This window comes from Clostridium sp. SY8519, assembly GCF_000270305.1.
In the GTDB taxonomy this organism is placed as follows: domain Bacteria; phylum Bacillota; class Clostridia; order Lachnospirales; family Lachnospiraceae; genus SY8519.
Genome location: NC_015737.1, coordinates 1,420,997 through 1,442,675, shown reverse-complemented (window position 1 = coordinate 1,442,675; position 21,679 = coordinate 1,420,997). Strand labels below are relative to the sequence as shown.

The following is a 21,679-nucleotide window of genomic DNA, read 5'->3' as shown; positions in this document are numbered from 1 at the left end:
GGTTGGGACACGCTTGCTGGTTTCTGTACAATATCCTGTTGCTTCGTTACTATAGATGCTACAACATCTAGTGGCATTTTTCAAGAGATAACTACCACATCTAGTATTTTTGTCCGTTTTTCACAAAAAACGTCTTTTTTATCCGCGAAGTTTTTCAATCGCTTTTCTGATTCTGTCTACAGACTCTTCCTTGCCCAGGACCTCCATCAGTTCGGTGGCTCCGCCCGGTGTCATCTGTTTTCCGGACACTGCGGTACGGATCGGCCACATCACATATCCGACTTTATATCCTTTTTCCGAACCATAGGCCTTCAGCATGGCGAACAGGGCGTCATTGCTGAAGTCTTCCTGGGCCTCCAGCAGAGGCAGGACCTCTTCCAGCAGCGCCAGGGATTTCTCCGGGTCAGTCTTCATCTTCTTGTGGGTATACATGGATACCTCATACGCCGGCACCTCTTCGAAGAAATCGATGTGCTCCCTGATCTCCGGAAGGGTTTCGATTCTTGTTTTCACCATCTCCGCGATATGGCGCAGATCCAGATCCTTATGGATCACTTCTTTGATGTAGGGCTCCGCCAGCTCATAGAAGCGGTCGGAATCCATGGCCTTGAGATATTCCCCGTTCATCCATCTTAACTTGACCATGTCAAAGACTGCCGGAGACTTATTGATATGACGGTAATCGAATTTTTCAATCAGCTCCTGCAGGGACATAATCTCCTGGTTGTCCTCCGGGCTCCATCCCAGCAGCGCCACAAAATTCACGATGGCTTCCGGCAGGAATCCCTGCTCCACCAGATCTTCATAGGAAGCATGGCCGCTGCGCTTGGAAAGCTTCTGGTGCTCTTCGTTGGTAATCAGCGGGCAGTGGATATATTTCGGTTCTTCCCATCCGAAGGCGTGATACAGACGGGTGTATTTCGGCGCGGAGGACAGATACTCATTGCCCCGCACCACATGGGTAATATGCATCAGATGGTCATCTACCACATTGGCAAAATTGTACGTGGGATATCCGTCTGACTTGATCAGGATCATATCGTCCAGTTCTTCATTGGGCTGGGAAATATCTCCGTAAATCTCATCATGGAACGATGTGCTGCCCTCATTCGGCACATTGATGCGGATGACGTAGGGCTTGCCCGCAGCCAGATTCGCTTCAATCTCTTCTTTGGACAGATGCAGGCAGTGTTTGTCATAGAAGGAGATTTCCTTGCCGCCGATGTTCTGTTTCAGGCTGTCCAGGCGCTCCTGGTCGCAGAAACAGTAGTAAGCCTCTCCCTTCTCGATCAGTTCCAGCGCGTACTTCATATACAGACCGCTCTTGCAGCGCTCACTCTGCACATACGGGCCATATCCCCCGTCTTTGTCCGGACCTTCATCATGGATCAGGCCGGTCTCCGCCAGGGTATGATAGATAATGTCTTCCGCTTCCGCCACAAACCGTCCCTGATCCGTGTCCTCGATACGGAGTACAAAATCTCCGCCTGCATGTTTCGCGATCAGATATGTATAAAGAGCCGTTCGTAGATTTCCCACATGCATCCGTCCGGTAGGGCTCGGTGCGAATCTGGTTCTGACTTTTGCCATTGCTATACCTCTTTCTTTATCATAAATTGCGCCTTGTCTGCTGTCTGCCGTCCGCATCCGCGGTCCGCGCAATTGCCCCCTGGCAAGGCGTCGGTATTTTCCTCAGGGCACACTAAACGATTATACTCCAGCCGGGTCAGATGCACAACCAGAAAATCCCGCGGCGGGCTGCCGGAAAAAAATCACGGCAGACTGCCGGAAAAGTCTCGGCAAACTGCCGGAAAATGTCCGCAGCAGTCCGCCCGGATATTGCGCGCAGAAAGAAGAGGCACTACCTAACCACCTGTTAAGTAATGCCTCTCAATGATTGATTGGACTCATTCAGTGTCCTCCTATATGCAATTTTATCGTCCTAGAATTCGTCCTTTTTCTCGATGTCCGCGACATCGGAACGATTCCTCTATTCAGTTGTTCTATTAACCACTCATGCTGCCAGACTCCTGGCATCCGATGCCAGCCTTCTCTGGCACTCATATATGCTGACGAGACTTCATATCAAATGATGAAACCTCAAGTTAATAGGTTCCGCCGAAACTAAGCTTCCGGCTCTCTTGTGGATAAAAATCCAACTTACATTCCCATTGGTCTTCTCCCAGTAAACTCTTTTCCTGGCTCTGACAATTTCTTCATTCTTCTTCATGGATCCGTAGCTGCTCCCTCAGGAGAACCTGTACGCTCTATACTATCTCTTCCATGGTTTACGTATCAGATCCGGAATATGCGGTTGCTTGAGTGACTGTTAAAATTCCCTTTGGTCCGTACCTCCTTTCCGTTTCAACTTGATTTCTTTTTGTGACTATAATATATCTCACATCCGCGCTTTTGTCAACCTTTTGTCTGTTCTTTTTTTACTTTTTTCAGCGTTATGTATTTATTATCTATCAATTGATAAATTTTCATTCAATTATATGTATAATCTCCGTTATAATAAAAAGAGCAGAAAACGCCGCAGCACCTGACACCTGCTGCGCAGATCAAAGGAGACACCTCAATGAAAAAACCAGTTTTGGTCGTTATGGCGGCCGGCATGGGAAGCCGCTACGGCGGATTAAAGCAGCTGGATCCGGTGGGACCCGCCGGTGAAGTGATCATGGACTATTCCATCTACGACGCCCGGCGCGCCGGATTTGAGAAGGTCATCTTCATCATCAAGCCTTCCATTGACCGGGAATTCCGCGAAAAAATCGGTTCCCGCATTGCCGGGCAGATGGAGACCGCCTACGCCTATCAGACCCTCGATGATCTTCCGGCGGGATATTCCGTCCCTGACGGCCGGGAAAAACCCTGGGGCACTGCCCACGCGATTCTGGCAGCCCGGGATCTGATCGACGGGCCCTTTGCCGTCATCAATGCGGACGATTACTACGGGCCTTCCTGCTTTCGCCTGATTTACGATTATCTGACGTCCCACCATGACGACACCCACTATCGTTACTGTATGGCAGCCTATCTGCTGAAAAACACAGTCACGGTCAACGGTTCCGTATCCCGCGGCGTCTGTGTTTCCGATGCCTCCGGCTTCCTTGCCTCCGTGACGGAGTATACACAGATCCGGCAGCAGTCTGACCGCATCTGTTACTCGGCAGATCAGGGAACCACCTGGCAGGATATAGACGGAGACACACCGGTTTCCATGAATCTGTGGGGATTTTCGGAAAGCTTCCTGCAGGAGGCCTGGAACCGCTTCCCGGCATTTCTGGATCAGGCGCTGCAGGACAATCCGCTGAAAGGGGAATATTTCCTCCCCGGCGTTGTCAGCCAGCTTCTGGCAGAAGACCGGGCCACCGTACAGATTCTGAAGACACCGGACAAATGGCACGGCGTCACCTACCGGGAGGACAAGCCGGACGTAATGCAGGCACTGGCCCGGATGACAGAGGAGGGCCTGTATCCCTCTCCGCTGTGGAAGTAAGGGCCGTCCTTTCCGGTTTGTCTGCCGTCAGCCGGAGCGCCTGCACCTGCTTCCGGCGCAGGCAGCTCCAAGGCTTATGCTTTACGCACACAGGGGCCGGCGTGTGAACCGATTCTTACGATGATATGCTCGTGCACCTGCTTCATGCACACAGGGGCCGGGGCAAAACGAAATCCGTTTTGCCCCGGCCCCTGTTTCCTGTCTGTCGGCAGAGGGCTGGAAGCAGGCGAATGCTTCTCCCTTCGTCTGTGAGCAGATGCTGATTAATTTTTGGCGGTGCTTACCGTTCCCCGCTTCGGATCCATCGTAATATAGCTGCCGGTCTTCAGGATTTCCGTCGCGTGACTGGCATCACGGATCACCGGAAGATCCAGGCTCATGCCCGCAATCACGCCGTGGGAATTGGAGCTTTTGGATTCCAGAATCAATCCGGAAGCCTGGCGCAGATAGTGCAGCATGCTGTTATCGGTGTCTTTTGCCACGATAATGTCTCCGGTCTTGAAATCCCGTTCCAGTGACTCCGCGGAATCCGCGATGCATACATTGGCGGACACCCGGCTGCCGTTGACTCCCTTGCCGCGGATCATGATATTGCCGGCAATCTGCACCTTGATCTGGTTCGTCGTGCCGGATACGCCCAGCGGCACGCCGGCGGTAACGATTACCACATCTCCTTCGGAGATCAGTCCGTTGGCGGTTGCGCTGTCCACCGCATGCTCGAAGAGGTCATCCGGATTGTTCTGAAGCTCCAGCTGCATGGGAATCACGCCCCAGGACATATTCATCCGGCGGCATACATGATCATAGGTCGAACACCCGATAATCGGGCAGCTGGGCCGGTATTTGGATACCATGCGCGCGGTTCTGCCGGAACTGCTGACGGAAATAATCGCTGAGGCATTCAGATCCAGCGCTGTCGTGCAGGTTGCGTGGGCAATGGCATTGGTAATGTCATTTTCCTCTGTATGGTCTCTGTTTTTCAGGCGTTTGGCATAATCAATATCCTGCTCCGTCCGGGTGGCCACGCGGACCATGGTCTTTAATGCCTCCACCGGATACAGGCCGGCTGCCGTCTCGCCGGACAGCATGATGACGCTGGTGCCGTCATATACCGCGTTTGCCACATCGGCTGTCTCCGCCCTGGTGGGACGGGGATTCTTGATCATGGAATCCAGCATCTGTGTGGCGGTAATTACCTGCTTGCCGGCGGTATACGTCTTTTTGATGATCTTTTTCTGGATCGCCGGCACATCCTCGAAGGGAATCTCCACGCCCATATCTCCGCGGGCCACCATCACGCCGTCGCTGACGCGGATGATATCGTCGATGTTGTCCACGCCCTGCTTGTTCTCAATTTTCGCGATGACCTGGATTTCCGTGCCCCCGTTATCCTCCAGTATCTTGCGGATCTCCAGAATATCATCGGCTGTCCGGGTAAACGACGCCGCAATAAAATCGAAGCCCTGGCGGATACCGAATTCAATATCCGAACGGTCTTTCTCACTGATAAACGGCATGGACAGCGCCGCATTCGGCACGTTGACCCCTTTGTGATTGGACACCGGGCCGCCGTTGTCAACCGTGCATATGATATCCGTGCCGGAGATCTCATCCACATGCATCTCGATCAGCCCGTCATCAATCAGAATCCGGCTGCCGGGCTCCACATCCTGGTACAGATCTTCAAATGAAATGGCCACACGATTCTCATCTCCCAGAAAATCGCCGATGGACAGTGTGAATTTCTGTCCTTCCTTTAATTCGATCGCGCCCTCTTTGAAATCTTTGACCCGGATCTCCGGTCCCTTGGTATCCAGAAGCGTAGCAATGGGGAGCCCGGTCTCTTCCCGGACTGCCACCAGCTTCTGAAACCGTTCCGCCTGTTCCTCATGACTGCCATGGGAAAAGTTGAATCTGGCCACATTCATGCCGTTTAATGCAAGCTGCTTCAGGGTATCTCCCTGATCAGTTGCCGGACCCAGCGTGCAGATGATTTTTGTTTTGCGAAATGTTGTCATACTACCTATTTTCTCCTCTATATCATATAAAACGCAGCTGACGATCCGTGGATTCCGGTACGGGGAACTCTGCCGCCGGGTCAGGAGTCAGTGCAATTACCGGTAACCTTTTTGTATTGCGGCAGCGCACAGATCCTCTGTACCCATGCTGCCGATGCTGGTATTATTATAATATAAAACGATTTTTTTTGTATCCTTTTTTCACAATCCATGGCTGTTTCTTTTGTTTATTATGTATACAATTTTGTTAATTTTTTAACGTAATCCTTGATTTTACTGGGATTGTGGATTTGGAAATCCTCCCCTCCATTTTATTTGCACGAAAAAAAATACAGGGGCCGCGTATCCTGCAGCCCCTGCTTTTGCTCCCCTTTCCGGCCGTCTGACCGCCGGATTTTATTTGTGGATATGTGTGCCGGTGTTTCCATCCAGTGCGTCCCGCATGCAGTCCAGCCGGGTGATAATCACCTGACGGACCGCGGAATCACCGATGAATTTCAGTGCGGTCTCAAATTTCGGCGCCATGGTGCCCGCTCCGAAATGCCCGTCTGTCAGCAGCTGTTCCGCCTCTTTGCAGGAAATATCCCGGATCGCGCTGGCCGAATCACTGCCGTAATCCCGATAGGCATATTCCTGATCGGTCAGAAGGATCAGCACGTCGGCATTTACCTCATCCGCCAGAAGTCCGGCTGCCAGGTCCTTTTCAATGACCGCGCTGGCGCCTTTGAGCTCATATCCCTGGGACAGCACCGGTATTCCGCCGCCGCCGGCCGCAATGACAATCTGATCCGCGGAAAGCAGGGCCCGCACTGCGTCGATCTCAACGATTTCCATGGGTTTCGGCGCTGCCACGATTCTGCGGTAGCCGCCTTCCGCTGCAACGACATGATTGCCTTTGTGTTCTTCTTCCTCCGCGTCCTGCTCATTCATAACCCGGCCGATGATCTTGGACGGCGCGTAAAACGCGTCATCATAAGGATCCACGATTACCTGGGTCAGTACCGTGGATACTGTCTTGTACACACCGCGGCTGATCAGTTCCGCCCGGATGGCATTCTGCAGGTCATAGCCGATATACCCCTGGCTCATGGCTGAGCATACGGACATGGGGGTGGCTGTGTATTCTTTGTACAGACGGTGGAACTCTGACATGGCCGTATGGATCATCCCCACCTGCGGTCCGTTGCTGTGTGTGATCACGACCTGGCACTCATCCTGTACCAGGTCCGCGATGGCTTTCGCTGCTTTTCGGGTTGCTTTCTTCTGCTCCGGAAGTGTAGTGCCCAGTGCGTCATGTCCGAGAGCCAGTGTAATTTTCTTTTTCTTCATAGCTTATTTCTTCTTTCCCAGTGTTACTGTAACCGTATGTGACTTGTATCCGCCGTTATCCGAACGGCTGTATGCAACTTTGACTTTGTCGCCCGGTTTGCAGGCTGCCAGCCGGCTCTTTAAGTCTGCCATGGCTGTCACATCCGCCCCGTTAAAGGATGTGATGATGTCCCCCTTCTGGAGGCCTGCGGCTGCTGCTGCCTGGCCTTTCTCCACGCTGGTAATGTAGATTCCCTTCGGGATGCCATAGGCCGAAGACGCGGATTCCGATACATCGCTTCCCACAATGCCAAGGTACGCATTGCCGTTTGATACATTGGACTTTCCTTTGATCAGATTGTTTATAATAGGCCGGGCTGTGGAAACCGGGATGGCAAATCCCATTCCCTCTACGCTGGTATCCGAGAATTTGGCGGAATTGATGCCGATCACTTTTCCGCTGTAGTCCAGCAGCGCGCCGCCGCTGTTGCCGGGGTTGATGGCCGCGTCTGTCTGCAGCAGGGTATTGGAGTAGGTCTCACCGGTGCTGGAATCCTGTGTGCTGACCTGACGGTTCAGCGCGCTGATGACTCCGGTAGTCACCGACTGGCCGTATCCCAGCGCGTTGCCGATGGCAATGCAGGGTTCTCCGACTTTCAGGCTCTTGGAGTCACCCAGGACTGCTGTCTTGATGGCTGACAGGGTGGACTTCTTCATTTTTGATTTCTTCACCGTAACCACGGCCAGGTCAGAACTTGCGTCTGTCCCCTTCACACTGCCTGATACGCTCTGGTCATCGGAAAATACAACCGTCAGGGATCTGGCCCCTTCTACCACGTGGTTGTTCGTCGCGATATACAGGTTTTCGGAGTCATCGGATACAATGATGCCGGATCCGCTCCCTTTGCTCTCATATGCCTCCGACTGGCCGAACATGTCGTAATATTCCGACTGGCTGACCGTTGTAATGGATACGATGGAAGGCATGACATTTTTCACGACTGCCGCGGCATCTGTATTGCTGCCGGAAGCGCTGCTTCCGGAAGAATTCTTCCCGTCTGAAGCGCTGCCGGAAGATCCCTCTGTCAGTTCGGCCGAGCCGATGCTGCCTGCGCCGGAGGGGTTCATTCCATGGATGATTCCGCCTGCGATCAGGCCGAAGACTACGGCAAAAGCCACGCATTTCAGCAGGTTGAGTCCGAATCTGCCGCCGGGGGACTGGGGAGTCCGTATGCCTCCGCCGTTTCTCCCGCGGCCTCTTCCGCCGCCTCCGCCGCCAAATCTCCGTTTGGGCCGTTCATAGGTCCTGCGGGTCTCCCGCCAGTTATTTTCTCCGGTATAAGCACGGCCGGAATCCTCTGTGCCGCTGCCCGGCCCGGAAAAATCACCGCTGTCCCCGCTTTCATAGGAGTAGTTTCCGCTGTCCCTGCGGGCATCGTAGTCCCCGGAATGGGACGCGCTGTCTGTATCTCTGTAATTATAAGAATAGACCGAGTCACTCTGCGGCTGCTGTGCCGGGCCCTCCGCGAACATGGAATCATCTCCCTGATGCATCCAGCCCTCACGGCCGTCCGCGCCGGAAGCACCGGTTCCGCCGGACACCCTCTGACCGTCTGCGCCGGTCAGGTTTTTCCGATTCATTTCATCTGACATATATGTTCTGCCTCTCTTTCCGTATATAATTCCTTCGGCAAATATAGAAAAACATAATCAGGGCTCGTAAGATTCTTACAAGCCCTGCTTCTGTTACACGCAACTGTATTCAGGGAAATGCCTCCGGGCCCGATGCCCGGCAAGGTCTGTTCACTGTCTCCCCCCTGTCAGTTTCTTATCTAATTGGATGTACTGCCCGTACCGGAGGAACTGCCTGAGCTTCCGGTGGTGTTCGTACTGGAATTCTTAAAGTTATCGCCGCCTTCGAAGCTGTCGTGGGCTGCGCCGTTCTTCGTGATTCCCGTCTGGCTGACGATCATCTGGCTGTATTTTTTCACTGCGTCCGACGGTTTGTAGTTATCGGTGCCGTAGAAATATTTCTGCAGTTTGATTACATTGGACTCCAGGTCACAGGGCACTACCACACTGCCTTTTGCCGGCAGCGTCTTGGTCGTCCGTGTAAACGGGAAACCACGGCTCTTGGAAGAGTCATAATTCAGCATCGCCCGCATCATATTCAGCATTTCCTTCTGTGACAGTCCGGTCTCGATCTTCGGGAATACCGCGTTGACCAGTTTGTTCATCTGGGAAAAGTTTGCTTTTCTGGCTTTGGCGATCATCTTGGAAAGAACCAGACGCTGGCGCTGGGCACGTTTGTAATCGCCCCCTGCGGTATAGCGGATCCGGGAATATGCCACTGCCTGCACGCCATTTAAATTGTGCTTTCCAACTGTTTTGAACGTCTTTGCGTGGGTATCCAGAATTCCGTTGGTATGTTTGATGTATTTGTTCAGATATTTCAGCTCTTCCTCGCTGTCAATATTGATCGTCACACCACCGAGAATATCCACCGCGTCTGCCACTGCCTGGAAATCAAAGGCCAGGTAATTGTCCACATCAATATCCAGGTTCTTGTTCAGCATGCTGATGGCACGCTTGTAGCCGCCCCGCGCATAGGCAGAGTTGCACTTCTGGAAGGTAATGTCCTCATCGCCCACATTTAAGAAGGTGTCCCGGTATACGGAAACAATCTTCATCTCCTTTGTGTCATTGTTGATATTGGCGATCATGATGACATCCGTATTGCCGGTCTTATACTCTCCCTGCTTGCGGTTGTCCAGTCCGAACAGCGCAATGGTCGTATAGCCGGTGTATTTTTTCACGGTTTCTTCCGAAAGCTTGTTGGTCTTCATGGCCGACTGATCAAAAGAAACCCGCTTGATCAGATTCAGCTTATTAAATACGAGTAAGCCAATTGCAAGAATCACAATCAGAATAATCTCGATGACGAGAAAAATCAGCTTGCGCTTTCTTCTTCTGGCGGACGTGTTTTTCGACATGGATATCCCTCTTGCACTTTAAAAATGTCCTTTCCCTATCATACCCTAACTGTCCCTAAAGGACAACAGATTTTTTCTTAAAAAGGCTAAAAAATCCCGTTTCTGCCCCGGGCGTTGGTAATTCCATCGGCAGTATGTTACAATGTTTCCAATCATAACTTCACGGCTTATTTTACAATAGTCCATCCCTTTCCGGGGCTGGGCATAAACAGGATTTCATCATATGTACAAAAAATCAAAACTCAACTGGATGAAGCATCTGGATTTCACAATTGTAGACCTGATTGTTCTGATATTCGCCTACTACCTCTCTGTCTTCATCCGCTTCGGTATTTATGACGGGGACTTCCGTTCCCGTATGTATCTCCAACTCTGCCTGACGCTGCTGCTGATTTATTTCTTTGTGGCCATGTTCGGCAATGCCTACAAAAACATTCTGCGCCGCAACCGCTACCAGGAACTGCGGGCCGTCGTCATACAGGTCATCCTGACGTTTCTTCTGTTTGTCCTGTACCTGTACTTTACCCGACAGGCCTTCATCTTTTCCCGGCAGGTTGTGATCCAGACCGGCATCATCAGCGCCGTTGCCATCTATGCCATGCGCATTGTGTGGAAGCGGATTGTCCGTCTTCATATGCTCAACAATGTCAATCTGCCCCATATGCTGATCATCGCCGACCGCAAGACCGCGGGAAAGCTGATCCGCAGCATGCATAAGCGGCGCTACAACGTCTTCTATATCTGCGGCGTGATCGTTACCGACGAAGACATGACCGGCAGCCAGATCGAAGGCGTGCCTGTGGTCTGCTGCCGGCAGAACATCCGCCAGTATGTCATCGACGAGGTGGTGGACGAAGTGTTTCTTTCCCTGGATAACCAGAAAGAGCAGATGCGCATGGCCAACTATTTCCTGGAAGTGGGCATTACCGTCCATATCAGTCTGCTGTCCCACGTCTCTGACCTTCCCAACAGCCTGACGGAAAAAATCGGCGGCCACATCGTCCTGACCACCAGCAACAATACCGCCGCCGGCTGGCAGCTGCTGTTAAAGCGCCTCACCGATATCATCGGCGGCATTGTAGGGCTGGCGATCACCGGTATTCTCTTCCTGTTTATCGCCCCGGCCATCCGGCGGGCAGACCCGGGTCCTGTCTTCTTTACCCAGACCCGGGTAGGCAAAAACGGCCGCCAGTTCAAGATCTACAAATTCCGCTCCATGTATATGGACGCAGAGGAACGCAAAAAAGAATTAATGAAACAGAACAAGATGAAGGGCGGCATGTTCAAGATGGATAATGATCCTCGGATCCTCCCGGGCATCGGCCAGAAAATCCGCACTTCCAGCCTGGACGAATTTCCCCAGTTCTGGAATGTCCTGAAAGGCGATATGAGCCTGGTGGGCACCCGGCCGCCCACAGTGGGCGAATTCAAGCAGTACGACGCGCACCACAAATCCCGCCTGAGCTTCAAGCCGGGCCTTACCGGCATGTGGCAGGTCAGCGGCCGCAGCAGTATCACAGACTTCGAACAGATCGTCAAACTGGACAACGATTACATCAAAGCCTGGAACCTTCGCCTGGACATCAAGATCCTGTTCAAAACCATCGGCGTGGTTCTGCACAGAGACGGCGCTGTATAATCCCTCCCGGCAGACATCGGGAAACGGAAACAGCCGCAGAAACGAGCCGGTCACAGAACGACCGGCCGTAAAACGATCCGGCCGCAGAACGAGCCGGTCACAGAGCGACCAACCGTAAAAAACGGAGCCTCCGCACATTACGTGCGGCAGGCTCCGTTTTCTTTGTTCCCCGCCCTCTGCGTCCGAGGCGCGGGATTTTCTTTGTCAGATTCCGATTTCTTTTCGTTCCGAATTCTTTTTACACATTTATATGGCGGCGCACCGTAATCCGGCTGCCGATGTATCCGATGCCCAGACCGAGAATCAGGCCTATCGGAATCAGGATCCGGAAGATGGTGCCCTCCGGCAGGAACTGGATAATGTTGTCCAGGAACTGGAATTTCGCGCCGATGTACATAACGATCTTGCCATATCCGTAATAGAGGACTCCCAGCGGGATCACGGATCCGATCAGGCCGATGAGGATTCCTTCCACAATAAACGGCGCACGCACGAAGAAATTCGTGGCGCCTATGATTTTCATAATGCCGATTTCCTCCCGGCGGACCGCAATTCCGATACGCACGGTATTGCTGATCAGGAAGATCGCGACGCAGATCAGAATCAGGATAATCACGCCGGACACCACGCTGATCAGGCGGTTCAGATCCGTCAGCGTATTTGCCACGGATTCCGACTGCTGGACTTTGCTGACGCCGTCCAGCGACTCCAGATAACTTACCAGGGTACTCTGTTCTTCAATGTTTTTGATGTAGATCTGGTAGTTTGCCGAATTGGCCAGCGGGTTGTCCTTGTCAAAACCTGCCGCGGCTTCTTCATTCCCCTGGAAATACTCCGCCTTATACTGCTCCCAGGCATCTTCCGGAGATACGTAGGTATAGCTCTGCACTTCATCCCGACCGGCAATCGCCATGCCGATCTTATCAATTTTATCCTGGGGCAGGCCGTCATCGAAAAATACCGTGACTGCCACATCCTGCTCCACGCCTTTGACTACATGCTGAAAATTCGTCACCAGTGAAAAAAACACGCCGAACAGGAAAATACAGGCTGCCATGGTGGCAATGGAGGCAATGGAAAACATCTTGTTGCGCCAGATATTCTTCAGACCCTGACGCAGTACATAACCGAATGTATTAAGCTTCATCTTTCTCACCGCCCATCTGTACATCACTGATCACATTGCCCAGCTGCAGTGTGATGACACGCTTCTTCATTGCCCGCACGATATTTAAGTTGTGGGTTACTACCACAACTGTCGTGCCCCTCTGATTGATCTCGTCCAGAAGCTTCATGATCTCCCAGGCGTTATTTTCATCTAAGTTGCCTGTGGGTTCATCCGCCAGCAGCACTTTGGGCTGATTAATCAGCGCCCGGGCAATCGCCACCCGCTGCTGCTCACCGCCGGAAAGCTGATTGGGCTTGGAGCGGTACTTCTGCGCCAGTCCCACCAGGGAAAGCATCTTCGGCACATCCCTGTGGATCTGACGGCTGGATCTGGACACAATCCGCTCCGCAAAGGCCACATTTTCATATACATTGCGGTCTTTCAGCAGGCGGAAATCCTGGAAAACGCATCCTACATTCCTGCGGTAGCGGGGAATCTGCTTCCGTCTGAGCTTGGAGAGATCCTTGCCGTTGACTACCACGCGTCCCTTGGTGGGCTCCAGCTCCCTGGTCAATAACTTAAACAGAGTGGTCTTTCCGCAGCCGCTGTCTCCTACGACAAACACAAACTCGCCCCGTTCTATCTCGATATTAACATTACTGAGCGCCGCGATTCCCGGCGTATACTCTTTCGTGACATTCTCTAATCGGATCATGGTACCTCCTATGTCAGTTTATAAGTTTTCTTATTATGGCATAAATCCGCGAAAATCGCAAATTGCGGCCGAAAGGGCTCTTCCTGTACCGGGCATTCCGCCGCCCCGTGACGTAAAAAGCTGCCGCGGTCGGCGGCAGCTTTTCTTCGGTCAGGATTCTTAAAATTCCTGTGTTTCCATATATTTCATGTACTTGACTACCATCAGGGCAATCTTGAAGGTAATGGCATCCTCGAACACCCGAAGATCCAGTCCCGTGCTTTTCTGCAGCTTGTCCAGACGGTATACCAGCGTATTTCTGTGGATATACAGCTGGCGGGAAGTCTCTGACACATTCAGGCTGTTTTCGAAAAACTTGTTGATGGTCGTCAGGGTCTCCTCATCAAAATCATCCGGTGACTTGCCGTGGAAGATCTCCTTGATAAACATCTTGCACAGCGGAATCGGCAGCTGGTAAATCAGGCGGCCGATGCCCAGTACGGAATACGCGATGATGTTCCGCTCCTGGAAGAAGATCTTGCCCACTTCCAGAGCCATCCGCGCCTCTTTATACGAGCGGGACACCTCCTTGATCTCATTGACGACCGTGCCGTAAGACACCCGGGCATGGGCATCTGACTTTAACAGGGAGATGATCACTTCCGCGGTTTTGTACAGGGACTCCGGTGTGGCGTCCTCTTCCAGCTCTTTGACAACGATAATGTTTTTATCATCCACCGCTGTGACAAAGTCCTGGTTTTTCCCTTCAAAAGCGCCGCGGATCTTTTCCAGTTCGTTTCCGTCTTTGTCCCGTTCCGTTTCAATGAGATAGACGACCCGGTGCACTTCTGTCTCTATGTGCAGCTTTTTCGCCCGGTTGTAGATATCCACCAAAAGCAGATTGTCTAACAGCAGATTCTTGATAAAATTATCTTTATCGAACCGCTCTTTGTAGGCAACTAAAAGATTCTGGATCTGAAATGCCGCAATCTTTCCGATTGTGTAGAGATTCTCCCCTTCCCCGTTGGCAAGAAGCACATATTCCATCTGGTATTCGTCAAATACTTTGAAAAACTGACAGCCGGATACCACCTGGCTGTCTGCCGGTGAATCTACAAATGCTTTCGCCGGAGCAAGATATTTGTCCGTGTCCTGGAATGTGCTGGCTAACACCTTGCCCTCTGTGTCAATCAGGCAGAAATCAATATGCGTAATGTCTTTCAGACCATCGATTGTATTCTGAAGTATCTGATTTGATATCATATTTCGGCGCCTCCAATTTGGACATTTTTCACAATTAATTTTAGTAAATTTCCCTTGTCTTACCTTCTGCTATTCTCTATATTAAGCAATAGTACAAAAAAAGTAAAGAGGAATTTGCTTATTTTTATGCAATTCCCCCCAAATAATCGGATGCGCCGGCTGCACAAGGCTGTACAGAACTGTACAGAAGCGGGCAGACTGCCCCGCTTCCTGTTCCACGGACCGCCGCCCGAAAAAGCGAGACGGCTGTACAGACTGCAAGGGCTGCCATCCCGAAAAAACAAACCGGCAGCCCAAGGCTGCCGGAAAAATCTTCTGTATATGAATTTTGTATATGTATATGGATCCGATATGGATCCGTTTTCTACTCTTCTGTTTCCTGCTCCGCTGTGTCTTCCGGAGGCGCGGCTGTCTCTGCCTCCTCGGAATTCTGGATCTGGCGCCGGATCTTTCGGGAAGTCAGGAAACGCCGGAACGGGCTTTCCGACTTCTTGTCGCCTACCGAAATGTTCTCAAAGGACACGGTCAGCCAGAGCTTTGCGTTGATCATGCGCCCGTACTTCAGGAAAAACGCTTCCCGGCCGGGACATTCCAGAACCGCGAACACCACATCCGGTTCCACCACATTGATCTCATTCACTGTATCAACCAGATCCCCGGATTCCGCATCCATGCTGTCCACGCCGACAACAGACACCTGATCCCCGTATGCCTCATGGAGCATCTCCTGCATTTCCTCCCGGTACCTATCATTCTGCATCAGAAGGTAGATGTTCTTGGATTCTCTGGCAATCAGCCGGATCATCTGATGGAGCAGATCCTCCGGGCGCACCAGTTCCACCGGGCGTCCCGTTGCTTCCGTCAGTTCGCTGATCAGCAGTTCATCCGCCGGGATCAGCAGATCCAGCCGGTCAAAGCATTCCTGCATGGCCGGATTATCGGAAGCCTTCGCCATGGAATTCGCGCTGATGAATTCGATACTATTCAGTTCCTCGTTATTCAGGTAAGTCTCTACTTCCTGCAGATAGTCGTTCATACCGCCTGCAGCGAAGCTGATACCCGCTAATTTTATTTTTTCTATCATACTTTACTTTTTATACAATAAATGCCAGGTTCCGTCAAGACACTGCCCCGGGCCCCCGGTTCCGCCTCCAGGAAACCGGCCGGAAAAATCCCCTCCGGTTCCGTCGGTTTCCAGACTATGCAACATTACCAAAGCCGGAAAAATCAACTACTTTCTTAAAATTATTCTCATTTTTTTATCAGATGTTATCCACAATCCTTTTCTCTGAATATTTCCCTTTTTCTCCCAGTTATACACATAGTTATTCACTTTGTCCACAAATATCCACCCGTTTGGAATCGAAACAACCGGCGCTTTTCGAACGCATGTTTTTGTGCATTATTTACAAAAAAAGCTATGGGAACATCGGTTTTCATACGGAAACCGCGAAAAACTTCGCCCCCATAGCTCTGCGCAAAATATTTTTTTATTTTACTTTTTCTTCTTTGCTGTATTCTCTGCGGTGTGCAGCGTACATACTTTTGTCGGCATTTTCTTCCCCTTTCTGGAAGAATCCCGGACAAACACCTCTTTGACCTTGGACGCTTCCGGACAGTAGGGTCCGGCCAGAAACCCGGAATCTTTACAGATGATGGCCGTTTCGTGGAGGTTGCATTTTTCCGACGGTTCCGTACCGGCAGCGTAATATTCGCTGTAGGTATCCTGGCAGACCCCCTCGATCGCCAGGAGCCCGGAATCCCTGCAGATCTCCTCGCTGACGATGCCGTCCGGCCGGGTGAAGTCCATATCCTTCTGTCCCCTGCTGACCTGCTGCATCACCTGCTTCCAGATCAGGGAAGCGGAGATATTGTCATGTATCGGCTGTCCGCCATCCTTGCCGCTCCACACCGTACAGGTGTAATACGGCGTAAACCCGGCAAACCACCAGGCGCTTTCATCCGTGCTCGCGCCCTGCTGGGCGGCGGCCGTCATTCCTTTGATTCCTGAATTTCTGGCGATTCCCGTGGTTACCGTTTCCTGCATGGCCTTGGTCAGCAGAAACGCGGTCGTGTCCTTCATAACGGTCGTGCTTCGCTTGGCATCCGCGGACACATCCAGCACCGGACGCCCGTCCCGGTCAAAGACCTTGCTGTAAAAGGCGGTTTTGGTATAGACCCCTCTGGCGGCTATGGCGCCGTATGCCGCGTTGATTTCCATCAGGGACGCTTTTCCCAGGATTTCCCCGGAGGAACGGTAGGAAGCGCTGTCTCCACGGCGGGCAAACACATATTTTTCCAGACTTTCAAAACTGATTTCCTGTGTGACTCCCTTGAGCACATAGGCCGCTGCCGCCTGGCTTTCCTGGCGGATCCCGCTGCGCACGGTCAGGCTGGTGCCGTTGGAAGCCATGACGTTGTCAATGTTGTCCACATCTCCCGAGGCGGCGGTTCCGCCTGTGGCCGTCGGGATGCTGGAGAGGGTGTATTTCCCGCTGTCCAGCGCCGGCGCGTAGATACTGAAAATATCCGCGATATTGCCCGGGCTGTAATAAGTATCGGTTGCCCGGTTGATGTAGCCCGGAACGTCTTCGGATATGTTTCTTCCTCCGATCATTGCCTTGACTTCCCCGGTACTCTGGCTGGTCAGCACCAGACTGGCCTGCGGCTCCGGCGTAAGGATCAGATTTTCTCCGATGAGTCTGTCCCCCTTGGTCAGCATCGCCTGCCGGTAGACCCGCACCGCCTCCCTGGCGGACCTATGATCCGGATAGCTCAGTGCCTCGTTTTCCCTGCCTTCGGAGCGGTACCAGCTGCGCATATTCGCTTCCGTATAATTACGCACTTTGCCGTCTTTCTGCCGGATGGAAAGCGTATAATGCACCGATACACTGCTTTCGCTGTAATTAGCGGCCCGGTTCACTGCCCTGCGGCAGATTTTCTGTATTCCGGAGTCCATGGTGGAATATACGGTCATGCCGCCCAGATACAGGTAGTGTTCCGCCTGTTCCTGACTGCACTTCAGCTGGGTCTCCAGATCCGCGATCACCTGATCCTTCAGCGCCAGAGCAAAGGCCTCCTCATCCGCGCTGTTATCCTGGCCGTATTTATTGGCCCGGGTGACATAATCCGCGATGTCCTCTTCCCGTGAATTCTGGTACTGGCTCTTTGTGATGCATCCCTTCCTGTACATCGCCTGAAGGACTTTTTTTCTGTATTCCTGATTGACCTCCGGATGATCCAGGGGATTGCGTGCCTCCGGTTCCCCGGAGCAGGCTGCCAGCGCGCTGATTTCCGTCAGGTTCAGATCTTTGGCCGCTTTCCCGAAATAGCGTTCGGAAGCCGCCTCAATCCCCACGGTATCATTGCCCAGCATCACGGTATTCAGGTAATTTTCCAGAATCCACTGTTTCGTATGTTCCTGTTCCAGGCGGGCAGCCATATACTGGCGCTGCAGCCGCTGTCTGACTGCTTTGGAGCTGGAATCACTGGTAACGCCGAAATAGATGGTATTGTTAATCAGATGCTCGGAAATCGTTGCGTCGGTATCGTTATAATCACTGTACAGCTCTCCGCGGATCACATAGCTGACCATATTCTGCATGCGGATCCCCTCATGCTCATAAAAATCCGGGTCCACATAAGAGACAAAGGCATCTTTGAGCTGCTTCGGCATCTGTGAGGAATCGATCTTCCGGACGGACAGATCCTGCATACTGAAACGGGCAATTACTTTTCCGTCCGTATCCAGCACTTTGGTGGTCCTGCTGACCGGATGTTCCACGGTGGAAACCGACGGCGCGTCCGCTGCGACTGTTTTGGCGTAGATAATACCCCGGACGATCAGCAGCGCTGCCGTAAATGCAATGGCCAGAATGATAATCCGCACCACCCAGATGGAAATCCGGTTGTTCAGCGACCGGTCCGGCGAGGACAGATCTTCTTTTCTCTTTTTTATCTGTTTCTTTCCATAATTCATAGTAAATCAATTTTAGCATTTCTGCCTTACAATGAAAAGGAAAAATGGTATACTACTCCTACAGAAAGGAGTGTCTATGCCAGAATCTGTCAAAATCATTTACCGCGGCGGAACCGGGGAAATCACCGAAAAAAAATCCCGCTTCATCGCCCATATCTGCCCCATTGCCAGTGAGCAGGAAGCACTCGACGAAATCGCCCGCCTGAAAAAAGAATACTGGGATGCCCGCCACAACTGCTTCGCCTATCTGCTGGGGCCGGACTCCCGGCTGCAGCGGTACAGCGATGACGGCGAACCGGCAGGCACCGCCGGCCGCCCGATGCTGGAAGTTCTGCTCAATCAGGGCCTTCACGACTGCCTCGCTGTGGTCACCCGTTATTTCGGCGGCACACTGCTGGGCACCGGCGGACTGCTCCGGGCTTATCAGGGCGCAGTCATGGAAGGGCTGAACCACTGCGAAACCGCGGTCAAATCCTTCGGCCGCCTTTATACCATCCGCTGCGACTACAACAGCATCGGCAAAATCCAGTATCTTCTGGGTCAGGAGCATATTCCCGTCAGTGACACCCGCTACACGGACGCCGTTGAGACAGACCTGCTGATGACGGAAGAAGACTTCCGCCCGCTGATCCGCAAAATCAACGAACTGACGGCAGGGCAGGCAGAAGTCCGAAAAGGACCGGAAACCCCGTTTCTTACGGTCAACGGCCGGACCATTCCCGTATAACCGGGCAGCCCGGCAGAGCGTCGGCTGAATCCCCGGCAGAGCGTCGGTTGGTCTCCCATCGGATCCCCGGCCGGTGCCTCTCCTGCCCGGCGCCGCCGGCTCCGTTTTCGGCTCCGAAATACATGCCGCGAGTTTTTTTCGAAAAATTTCAAAAAGGTCTTGCATTCCGATAAACCATCATATATAATAGCATTCGTTGGTGAGAGATTCACCCGCGAAATTCACACATTGGCCCATCGCCAAATGGTAAGGCAACGGACTCTGACTCCGTCATTTCAAGGTTCGAATCCTTGTGGGCCAGCTGATGGACAGGCTGTCATATATGACAGCCTGTTTTTTTGTCAACACCCCCGGAACTTCCGGGAGGAGAAAGGACGTTATTTATGAAATTAGGACAGACACAAACTCTGATTATGGTCCGGGCCACAGACTTCGGCATTTACCTGGCGGAAGACACCAGGGCAGGCAGTGAACGGGTACTGCTTCCGAAACGCTATGTCCCGGAAGGTCTTCAATTGCATGACAAAGTGGAGGTATTCCTGTACCGGGATTCCCAGGACCGCCTGATTGCCACCACACGCAAACCCTTCCTGGAGGTGAATCAGATCGCTTTGCTGAAAGTGCTTCAGGTCACCCGCATCGGCGCGTTTCTGGACTGGGGACTGGAAAAAGACCTGCTGCTGCCTTACCGGGAACAGCTGCGCAAAGTAAAAGAAGGGGAAGAAGTCCTGGTCCGCCTCTATATCGATAAAAGCCAGCGGCTCTGCGCCTCCATGCGGGGCCTTTACGATCTGCTGGATACGGACTCCCCTTACCGCAAGGGAGATACGGTCACCGGACGGGTCTATGAATTTTCGGACAATTTCGGTACTTTTGTGGCCGTGGATGACCGCTATTCCGCCCGGATTCCGCGCCACGAAGACCACACAAACCTGCGGATCGGCGACTGTATCCAGGCATATGTCACCGGCGTCAAAGCAGACGGCAAGCTGGACCTGACCCTGCGGCAGAAGGCCGCCAAACAGATCTCCGCGGACGCGGAGAGTGTCCTGTCCATGATCGAAAGTTTCGGCGGTGTGCTTCCCTTTAATGACAAAGCCTCGCCGGAACTCATTCTCCGGGAGGCCCATATGAGTAAAAACGCATTTAAACGCGCCGTCGGCCACCTGTATAAGATGCGTCTGATTGAATTTACGGAAAAGGGAATCCATCTCACCGGACGAAAACACTGAAAAAAGGAATTCTCTCTGCTTCAAGGCTGTCACCGCAAATGGGACAGCCTTTTTTGTCTGAGTGAAACCCCTGCGCCGCGGCCGGACTCTCCCTTCCGGAAAGGGGCGCCGCTGTACAGAATCCCCGGCTGCTTCCGAAGCGGACGGCGGCCGCCCGTCCGGATGCGTTCCGCCGGTCCGGCGTTTTTTTTGCGTCCGGGCAGCAGAAACCGCTGAATAAACTTCGCCGCTGGCAGGAATGCCACATAAAAGATTACGCTGAGCAGAAGGATCCGCCACTCGATATCTGCCCGGAAAAACGGGATATAATGCCGGAGAATCCGGATGGTTCCCACCTGAAAAGCCATATAAGGCAGTGTAGTGACTCCCACCTGTTTTGCCGGATCAAACACCCGGGAGAACCACCCGCGCTCCGCCAGAAGCATCATGGTCAGCACCAGGGCGAAGGAAGTGGACAGGGCCGCCAGATAAAAGTACGGCAGGATTTTGTAGTAATCTCCGATCAGGGACACCCGTCCGTTGCGTTCCGCGAACCACAGGCCTGTTCCGTACAGCAGGCCGATCAGGAGCACATTCCGGGCCATGGAGCGCCGGAGCATCTCTTTTACGGCATCCAGGCGCTTCAGGAACAGATAGCCGGCCAGATAGAAAATCACCGCGGTAAACGCGGATTCCACATGCCAGTACCCGCCTCCGGTATGCCGGGAAGTCACGGTCAGGTACATCACCGCGCTGACTGCGGGAATGACAGCCGCCACCAGGAAATCCCTGCGAAGCAGCTTCTTCGCGGCAAAAAAGATCATTTCCGTCACAAACAGGCAGGGAATGAACCAGGTGGTATTGGAGGCGATGGAATACCCGGAACGCACATTGGATGCGGCAATTCCCACAAATACATGCCAGAAGGGCTCCGGATCCGCTGTCCCGTTGCAGATGTTGACCCACCAGATGGGCACCACGTACAGATTCAGCAGCAGGTACGGCACAAGCAGGGATTTGATCCGCTTCCAGACAAAACGGAGCGGACGCCACTCTTTGTTAAATGCCAGCATCATTCCCGAAATCAGGAAAAACGCCGGCATATGGAAGGAATAGATATATTTTTCAACAGACGGTACTGTGGTGTAATGTCCGTATACAACGAGAAACATCAGAATTCCCCGCAGCACATCCACCCACTCTAATCGTACTTTCGCTTTCAATGATTCTCCCCGGA

The 21,679-nt window shown here is 52.6% G+C and carries 15 protein-coding genes and 1 tRNA gene; 5 read left to right on the top strand and 11 right to left on the bottom strand.

The genetic code is table 11. The annotated features are described in order from the left end of the window. Nucleotides 1–138 precede the first annotated feature (138 nt). The gene (gene gltX / locus CXIVA_RS06815) at nucleotides 139–1,590 is read right to left on the bottom strand and encodes a glutamate--tRNA ligase (RefSeq protein WP_013977270.1); all 1,452 of its coding nucleotides are present in this window, start codon (nucleotides 1,588–1,590) and stop codon (nucleotides 139–141) included. A 991-nt stretch (nucleotides 1,591–2,581) separates the two neighbouring features. Between gltX and CXIVA_RS06810 the strand changes: the two genes are divergently transcribed. After that, complete coding sequence (locus CXIVA_RS06810) at nucleotides 2,582–3,502, top strand: sugar phosphate nucleotidyltransferase (RefSeq protein ID WP_013977269.1); 921 nt, start codon at nucleotides 2,582–2,584, stop codon at nucleotides 3,500–3,502. Nucleotides 3,503–3,765: 263 nt separating this feature from the next. Here CXIVA_RS06810 and pyk read toward each other — a convergent pair whose 3' ends face one another. The 4 genes from pyk to CXIVA_RS06790 all read right to left on the bottom strand — a co-directional run bounded on the left by pyk (nucleotide 3,766) and on the right by CXIVA_RS06790 (nucleotide 9,821). After that, the gene (gene pyk, locus CXIVA_RS06805) at nucleotides 3,766–5,520 is read right to left on the bottom strand and encodes a pyruvate kinase (RefSeq protein ID WP_013977268.1); all 1,755 of its coding nucleotides are present in this window, start codon (nucleotides 5,518–5,520) and stop codon (nucleotides 3,766–3,768) included. Nucleotides 5,521–5,916: 396 nt separating this feature from the next. After that, nucleotides 5,917–6,849: a carbamate kinase gene (arcC, locus tag CXIVA_RS06800; RefSeq protein ID WP_013977267.1), complete on the bottom strand. Its 933-nt coding sequence runs from the start codon at nucleotides 6,847–6,849 to the stop codon at nucleotides 5,917–5,919. Nucleotides 6,850–6,852: 3 nt separating this feature from the next. Next, nucleotides 6,853–8,481 carry a trypsin-like peptidase domain-containing protein gene (locus CXIVA_RS06795; protein ID WP_013977266.1) on the bottom strand — a complete coding sequence of 543 codons (1,629 nt, stop codon included), beginning with the start codon at nucleotides 8,479–8,481 and terminating at the stop codon, nucleotides 6,853–6,855. 179 nt (nucleotides 8,482–8,660) lie between these two features. Further along, the gene (locus tag CXIVA_RS06790; protein WP_013977265.1) at nucleotides 8,661–9,821 is read right to left on the bottom strand and encodes an LCP family protein; all 1,161 of its coding nucleotides are present in this window, start codon (nucleotides 9,819–9,821) and stop codon (nucleotides 8,661–8,663) included. Nucleotides 9,822–10,044: 223 nt separating this feature from the next. On the opposite strand from CXIVA_RS06790, the gene CXIVA_RS06785 reads away from it, so the two are divergent. Next, nucleotides 10,045–11,460 (top strand): sugar transferase, encoded by a 1,416-nt coding sequence (locus CXIVA_RS06785; RefSeq protein WP_013977264.1) that lies wholly within the window; start codon nucleotides 10,045–10,047, stop codon nucleotides 11,458–11,460. Nucleotides 11,461–11,698: 238 nt separating this feature from the next. Here the strand turns inward: CXIVA_RS06785 and ftsX are convergent, their stop codons facing one another. The 5 genes from ftsX to CXIVA_RS06760 all read right to left on the bottom strand — a co-directional run bounded on the left by ftsX (nucleotide 11,699) and on the right by CXIVA_RS06760 (nucleotide 18,504). Further along, nucleotides 11,699–12,607: a permease-like cell division protein FtsX gene (ftsX, locus tag CXIVA_RS06780; protein WP_013977263.1), complete on the bottom strand. Its 909-nt coding sequence runs from the start codon at nucleotides 12,605–12,607 to the stop codon at nucleotides 11,699–11,701. Continuing rightward, nucleotides 12,597–13,283, bottom strand: a complete 687-nt coding sequence (gene ftsE, locus CXIVA_RS06775) for a cell division ATP-binding protein FtsE (protein ID WP_013977262.1) — start codon at nucleotides 13,281–13,283, stop codon at nucleotides 12,597–12,599. Before ftsE ends, ftsX begins: the two co-directional genes overlap by 11 nt. Before the next feature lie 159 nt (nucleotides 13,284–13,442). Beyond that, nucleotides 13,443–14,525: a helix-turn-helix domain-containing protein gene (locus tag CXIVA_RS06770; RefSeq protein ID WP_013977261.1), complete on the bottom strand. Its 1,083-nt coding sequence runs from the start codon at nucleotides 14,523–14,525 to the stop codon at nucleotides 13,443–13,445. Between the two features lie 364 nt (nucleotides 14,526–14,889). Then, entirely contained in the window at nucleotides 14,890–15,609 is a 720-nt protein-coding gene (locus tag CXIVA_RS06765) for a WecB/TagA/CpsF family glycosyltransferase (protein WP_013977260.1), read from the bottom strand. Between the two features lie 411 nt (nucleotides 15,610–16,020). Further along, entirely contained in the window at nucleotides 16,021–18,504 is a 2,484-nt protein-coding gene (locus CXIVA_RS06760) for a transglycosylase domain-containing protein (RefSeq protein WP_013977259.1), read from the bottom strand. Between the two features lie 76 nt (nucleotides 18,505–18,580). Here CXIVA_RS06760 and CXIVA_RS06755 point away from each other — a divergent pair, with 76 nt between their 5' ends. The 3 genes from CXIVA_RS06755 to CXIVA_RS06745 all read left to right on the top strand — a co-directional run bounded on the left by CXIVA_RS06755 (nucleotide 18,581) and on the right by CXIVA_RS06745 (nucleotide 20,463). Continuing rightward, a complete protein-coding gene (locus CXIVA_RS06755; RefSeq protein WP_013977258.1) occupies nucleotides 18,581–19,231 on the top strand; it encodes a YigZ family protein in 651 nt (216 codons plus the stop codon). 229 nt (nucleotides 19,232–19,460) lie between these two features. Further along, nucleotides 19,461–19,532, top strand: a tRNA-Gln gene (locus CXIVA_RS06750). Nucleotides 19,533–19,614: 82 nt separating this feature from the next. Next, nucleotides 19,615–20,463, top strand: a complete 849-nt coding sequence (locus CXIVA_RS06745; RefSeq protein ID WP_013977256.1) for a S1-like domain-containing RNA-binding protein — start codon at nucleotides 19,615–19,617, stop codon at nucleotides 20,461–20,463. Between the two features lie 29 nt (nucleotides 20,464–20,492). Here CXIVA_RS06745 and CXIVA_RS06740 read toward each other — a convergent pair whose 3' ends face one another. Further along, nucleotides 20,493–21,665, bottom strand: a complete 1,173-nt coding sequence (locus CXIVA_RS06740) for an acyltransferase family protein (protein ID WP_013977255.1) — start codon at nucleotides 21,663–21,665, stop codon at nucleotides 20,493–20,495. Between the last annotated feature and the right edge of the window lie 14 nt (nucleotides 21,666–21,679).

Excerpts from the sequence above, each read along its gene's own strand:
- gltX (WP_013977270.1), bottom strand. The coding sequence starts at position 1,590 with ATGGCAAAAGTCAGAACCAGATTCGCACCGAGCCCTACCGGACGGATG.
- CXIVA_RS06810 (WP_013977269.1), top strand. The coding sequence starts at position 2,582 with ATGAAAAAACCAGTTTTGGTCGTTATGGCGGCCGGCATGGGAAGCCGC.
- pyk (WP_013977268.1), bottom strand. The coding sequence starts at position 5,520 with ATGACAACATTTCGCAAAACAAAAATCATCTGCACGCTGGGTCCGGCA.
- arcC (WP_013977267.1), bottom strand. The coding sequence starts at position 6,849 with ATGAAGAAAAAGAAAATTACACTGGCTCTCGGACATGACGCACTGGGC.
- CXIVA_RS06795 (WP_013977266.1), bottom strand. The coding sequence starts at position 8,481 with ATGTCAGATGAAATGAATCGGAAAAACCTGACCGGCGCAGACGGTCAG.
- CXIVA_RS06790 (WP_013977265.1), bottom strand. The coding sequence starts at position 9,821 with ATGTCGAAAAACACGTCCGCCAGAAGAAGAAAGCGCAAGCTGATTTTT.
- CXIVA_RS06785 (WP_013977264.1), top strand. The coding sequence starts at position 10,045 with ATGTACAAAAAATCAAAACTCAACTGGATGAAGCATCTGGATTTCACA.
- ftsX (WP_013977263.1), bottom strand. The coding sequence starts at position 12,607 with ATGAAGCTTAATACATTCGGTTATGTACTGCGTCAGGGTCTGAAGAAT.
- ftsE (WP_013977262.1), bottom strand. The coding sequence starts at position 13,283 with ATGATCCGATTAGAGAATGTCACGAAAGAGTATACGCCGGGAATCGCG.
- CXIVA_RS06770 (WP_013977261.1), bottom strand. The coding sequence starts at position 14,525 with ATGATATCAAATCAGATACTTCAGAATACAATCGATGGTCTGAAAGAC.
- CXIVA_RS06765 (WP_013977260.1), bottom strand. The coding sequence starts at position 15,609 with ATGATAGAAAAAATAAAATTAGCGGGTATCAGCTTCGCTGCAGGCGGT.
- CXIVA_RS06760 (WP_013977259.1), bottom strand. The coding sequence starts at position 18,504 with ATGAATTATGGAAAGAAACAGATAAAAAAGAGAAAAGAAGATCTGTCC.
- CXIVA_RS06755 (WP_013977258.1), top strand. The coding sequence starts at position 18,581 with ATGCCAGAATCTGTCAAAATCATTTACCGCGGCGGAACCGGGGAAATC.
- CXIVA_RS06745 (WP_013977256.1), top strand. The coding sequence starts at position 19,615 with ATGAAATTAGGACAGACACAAACTCTGATTATGGTCCGGGCCACAGAC.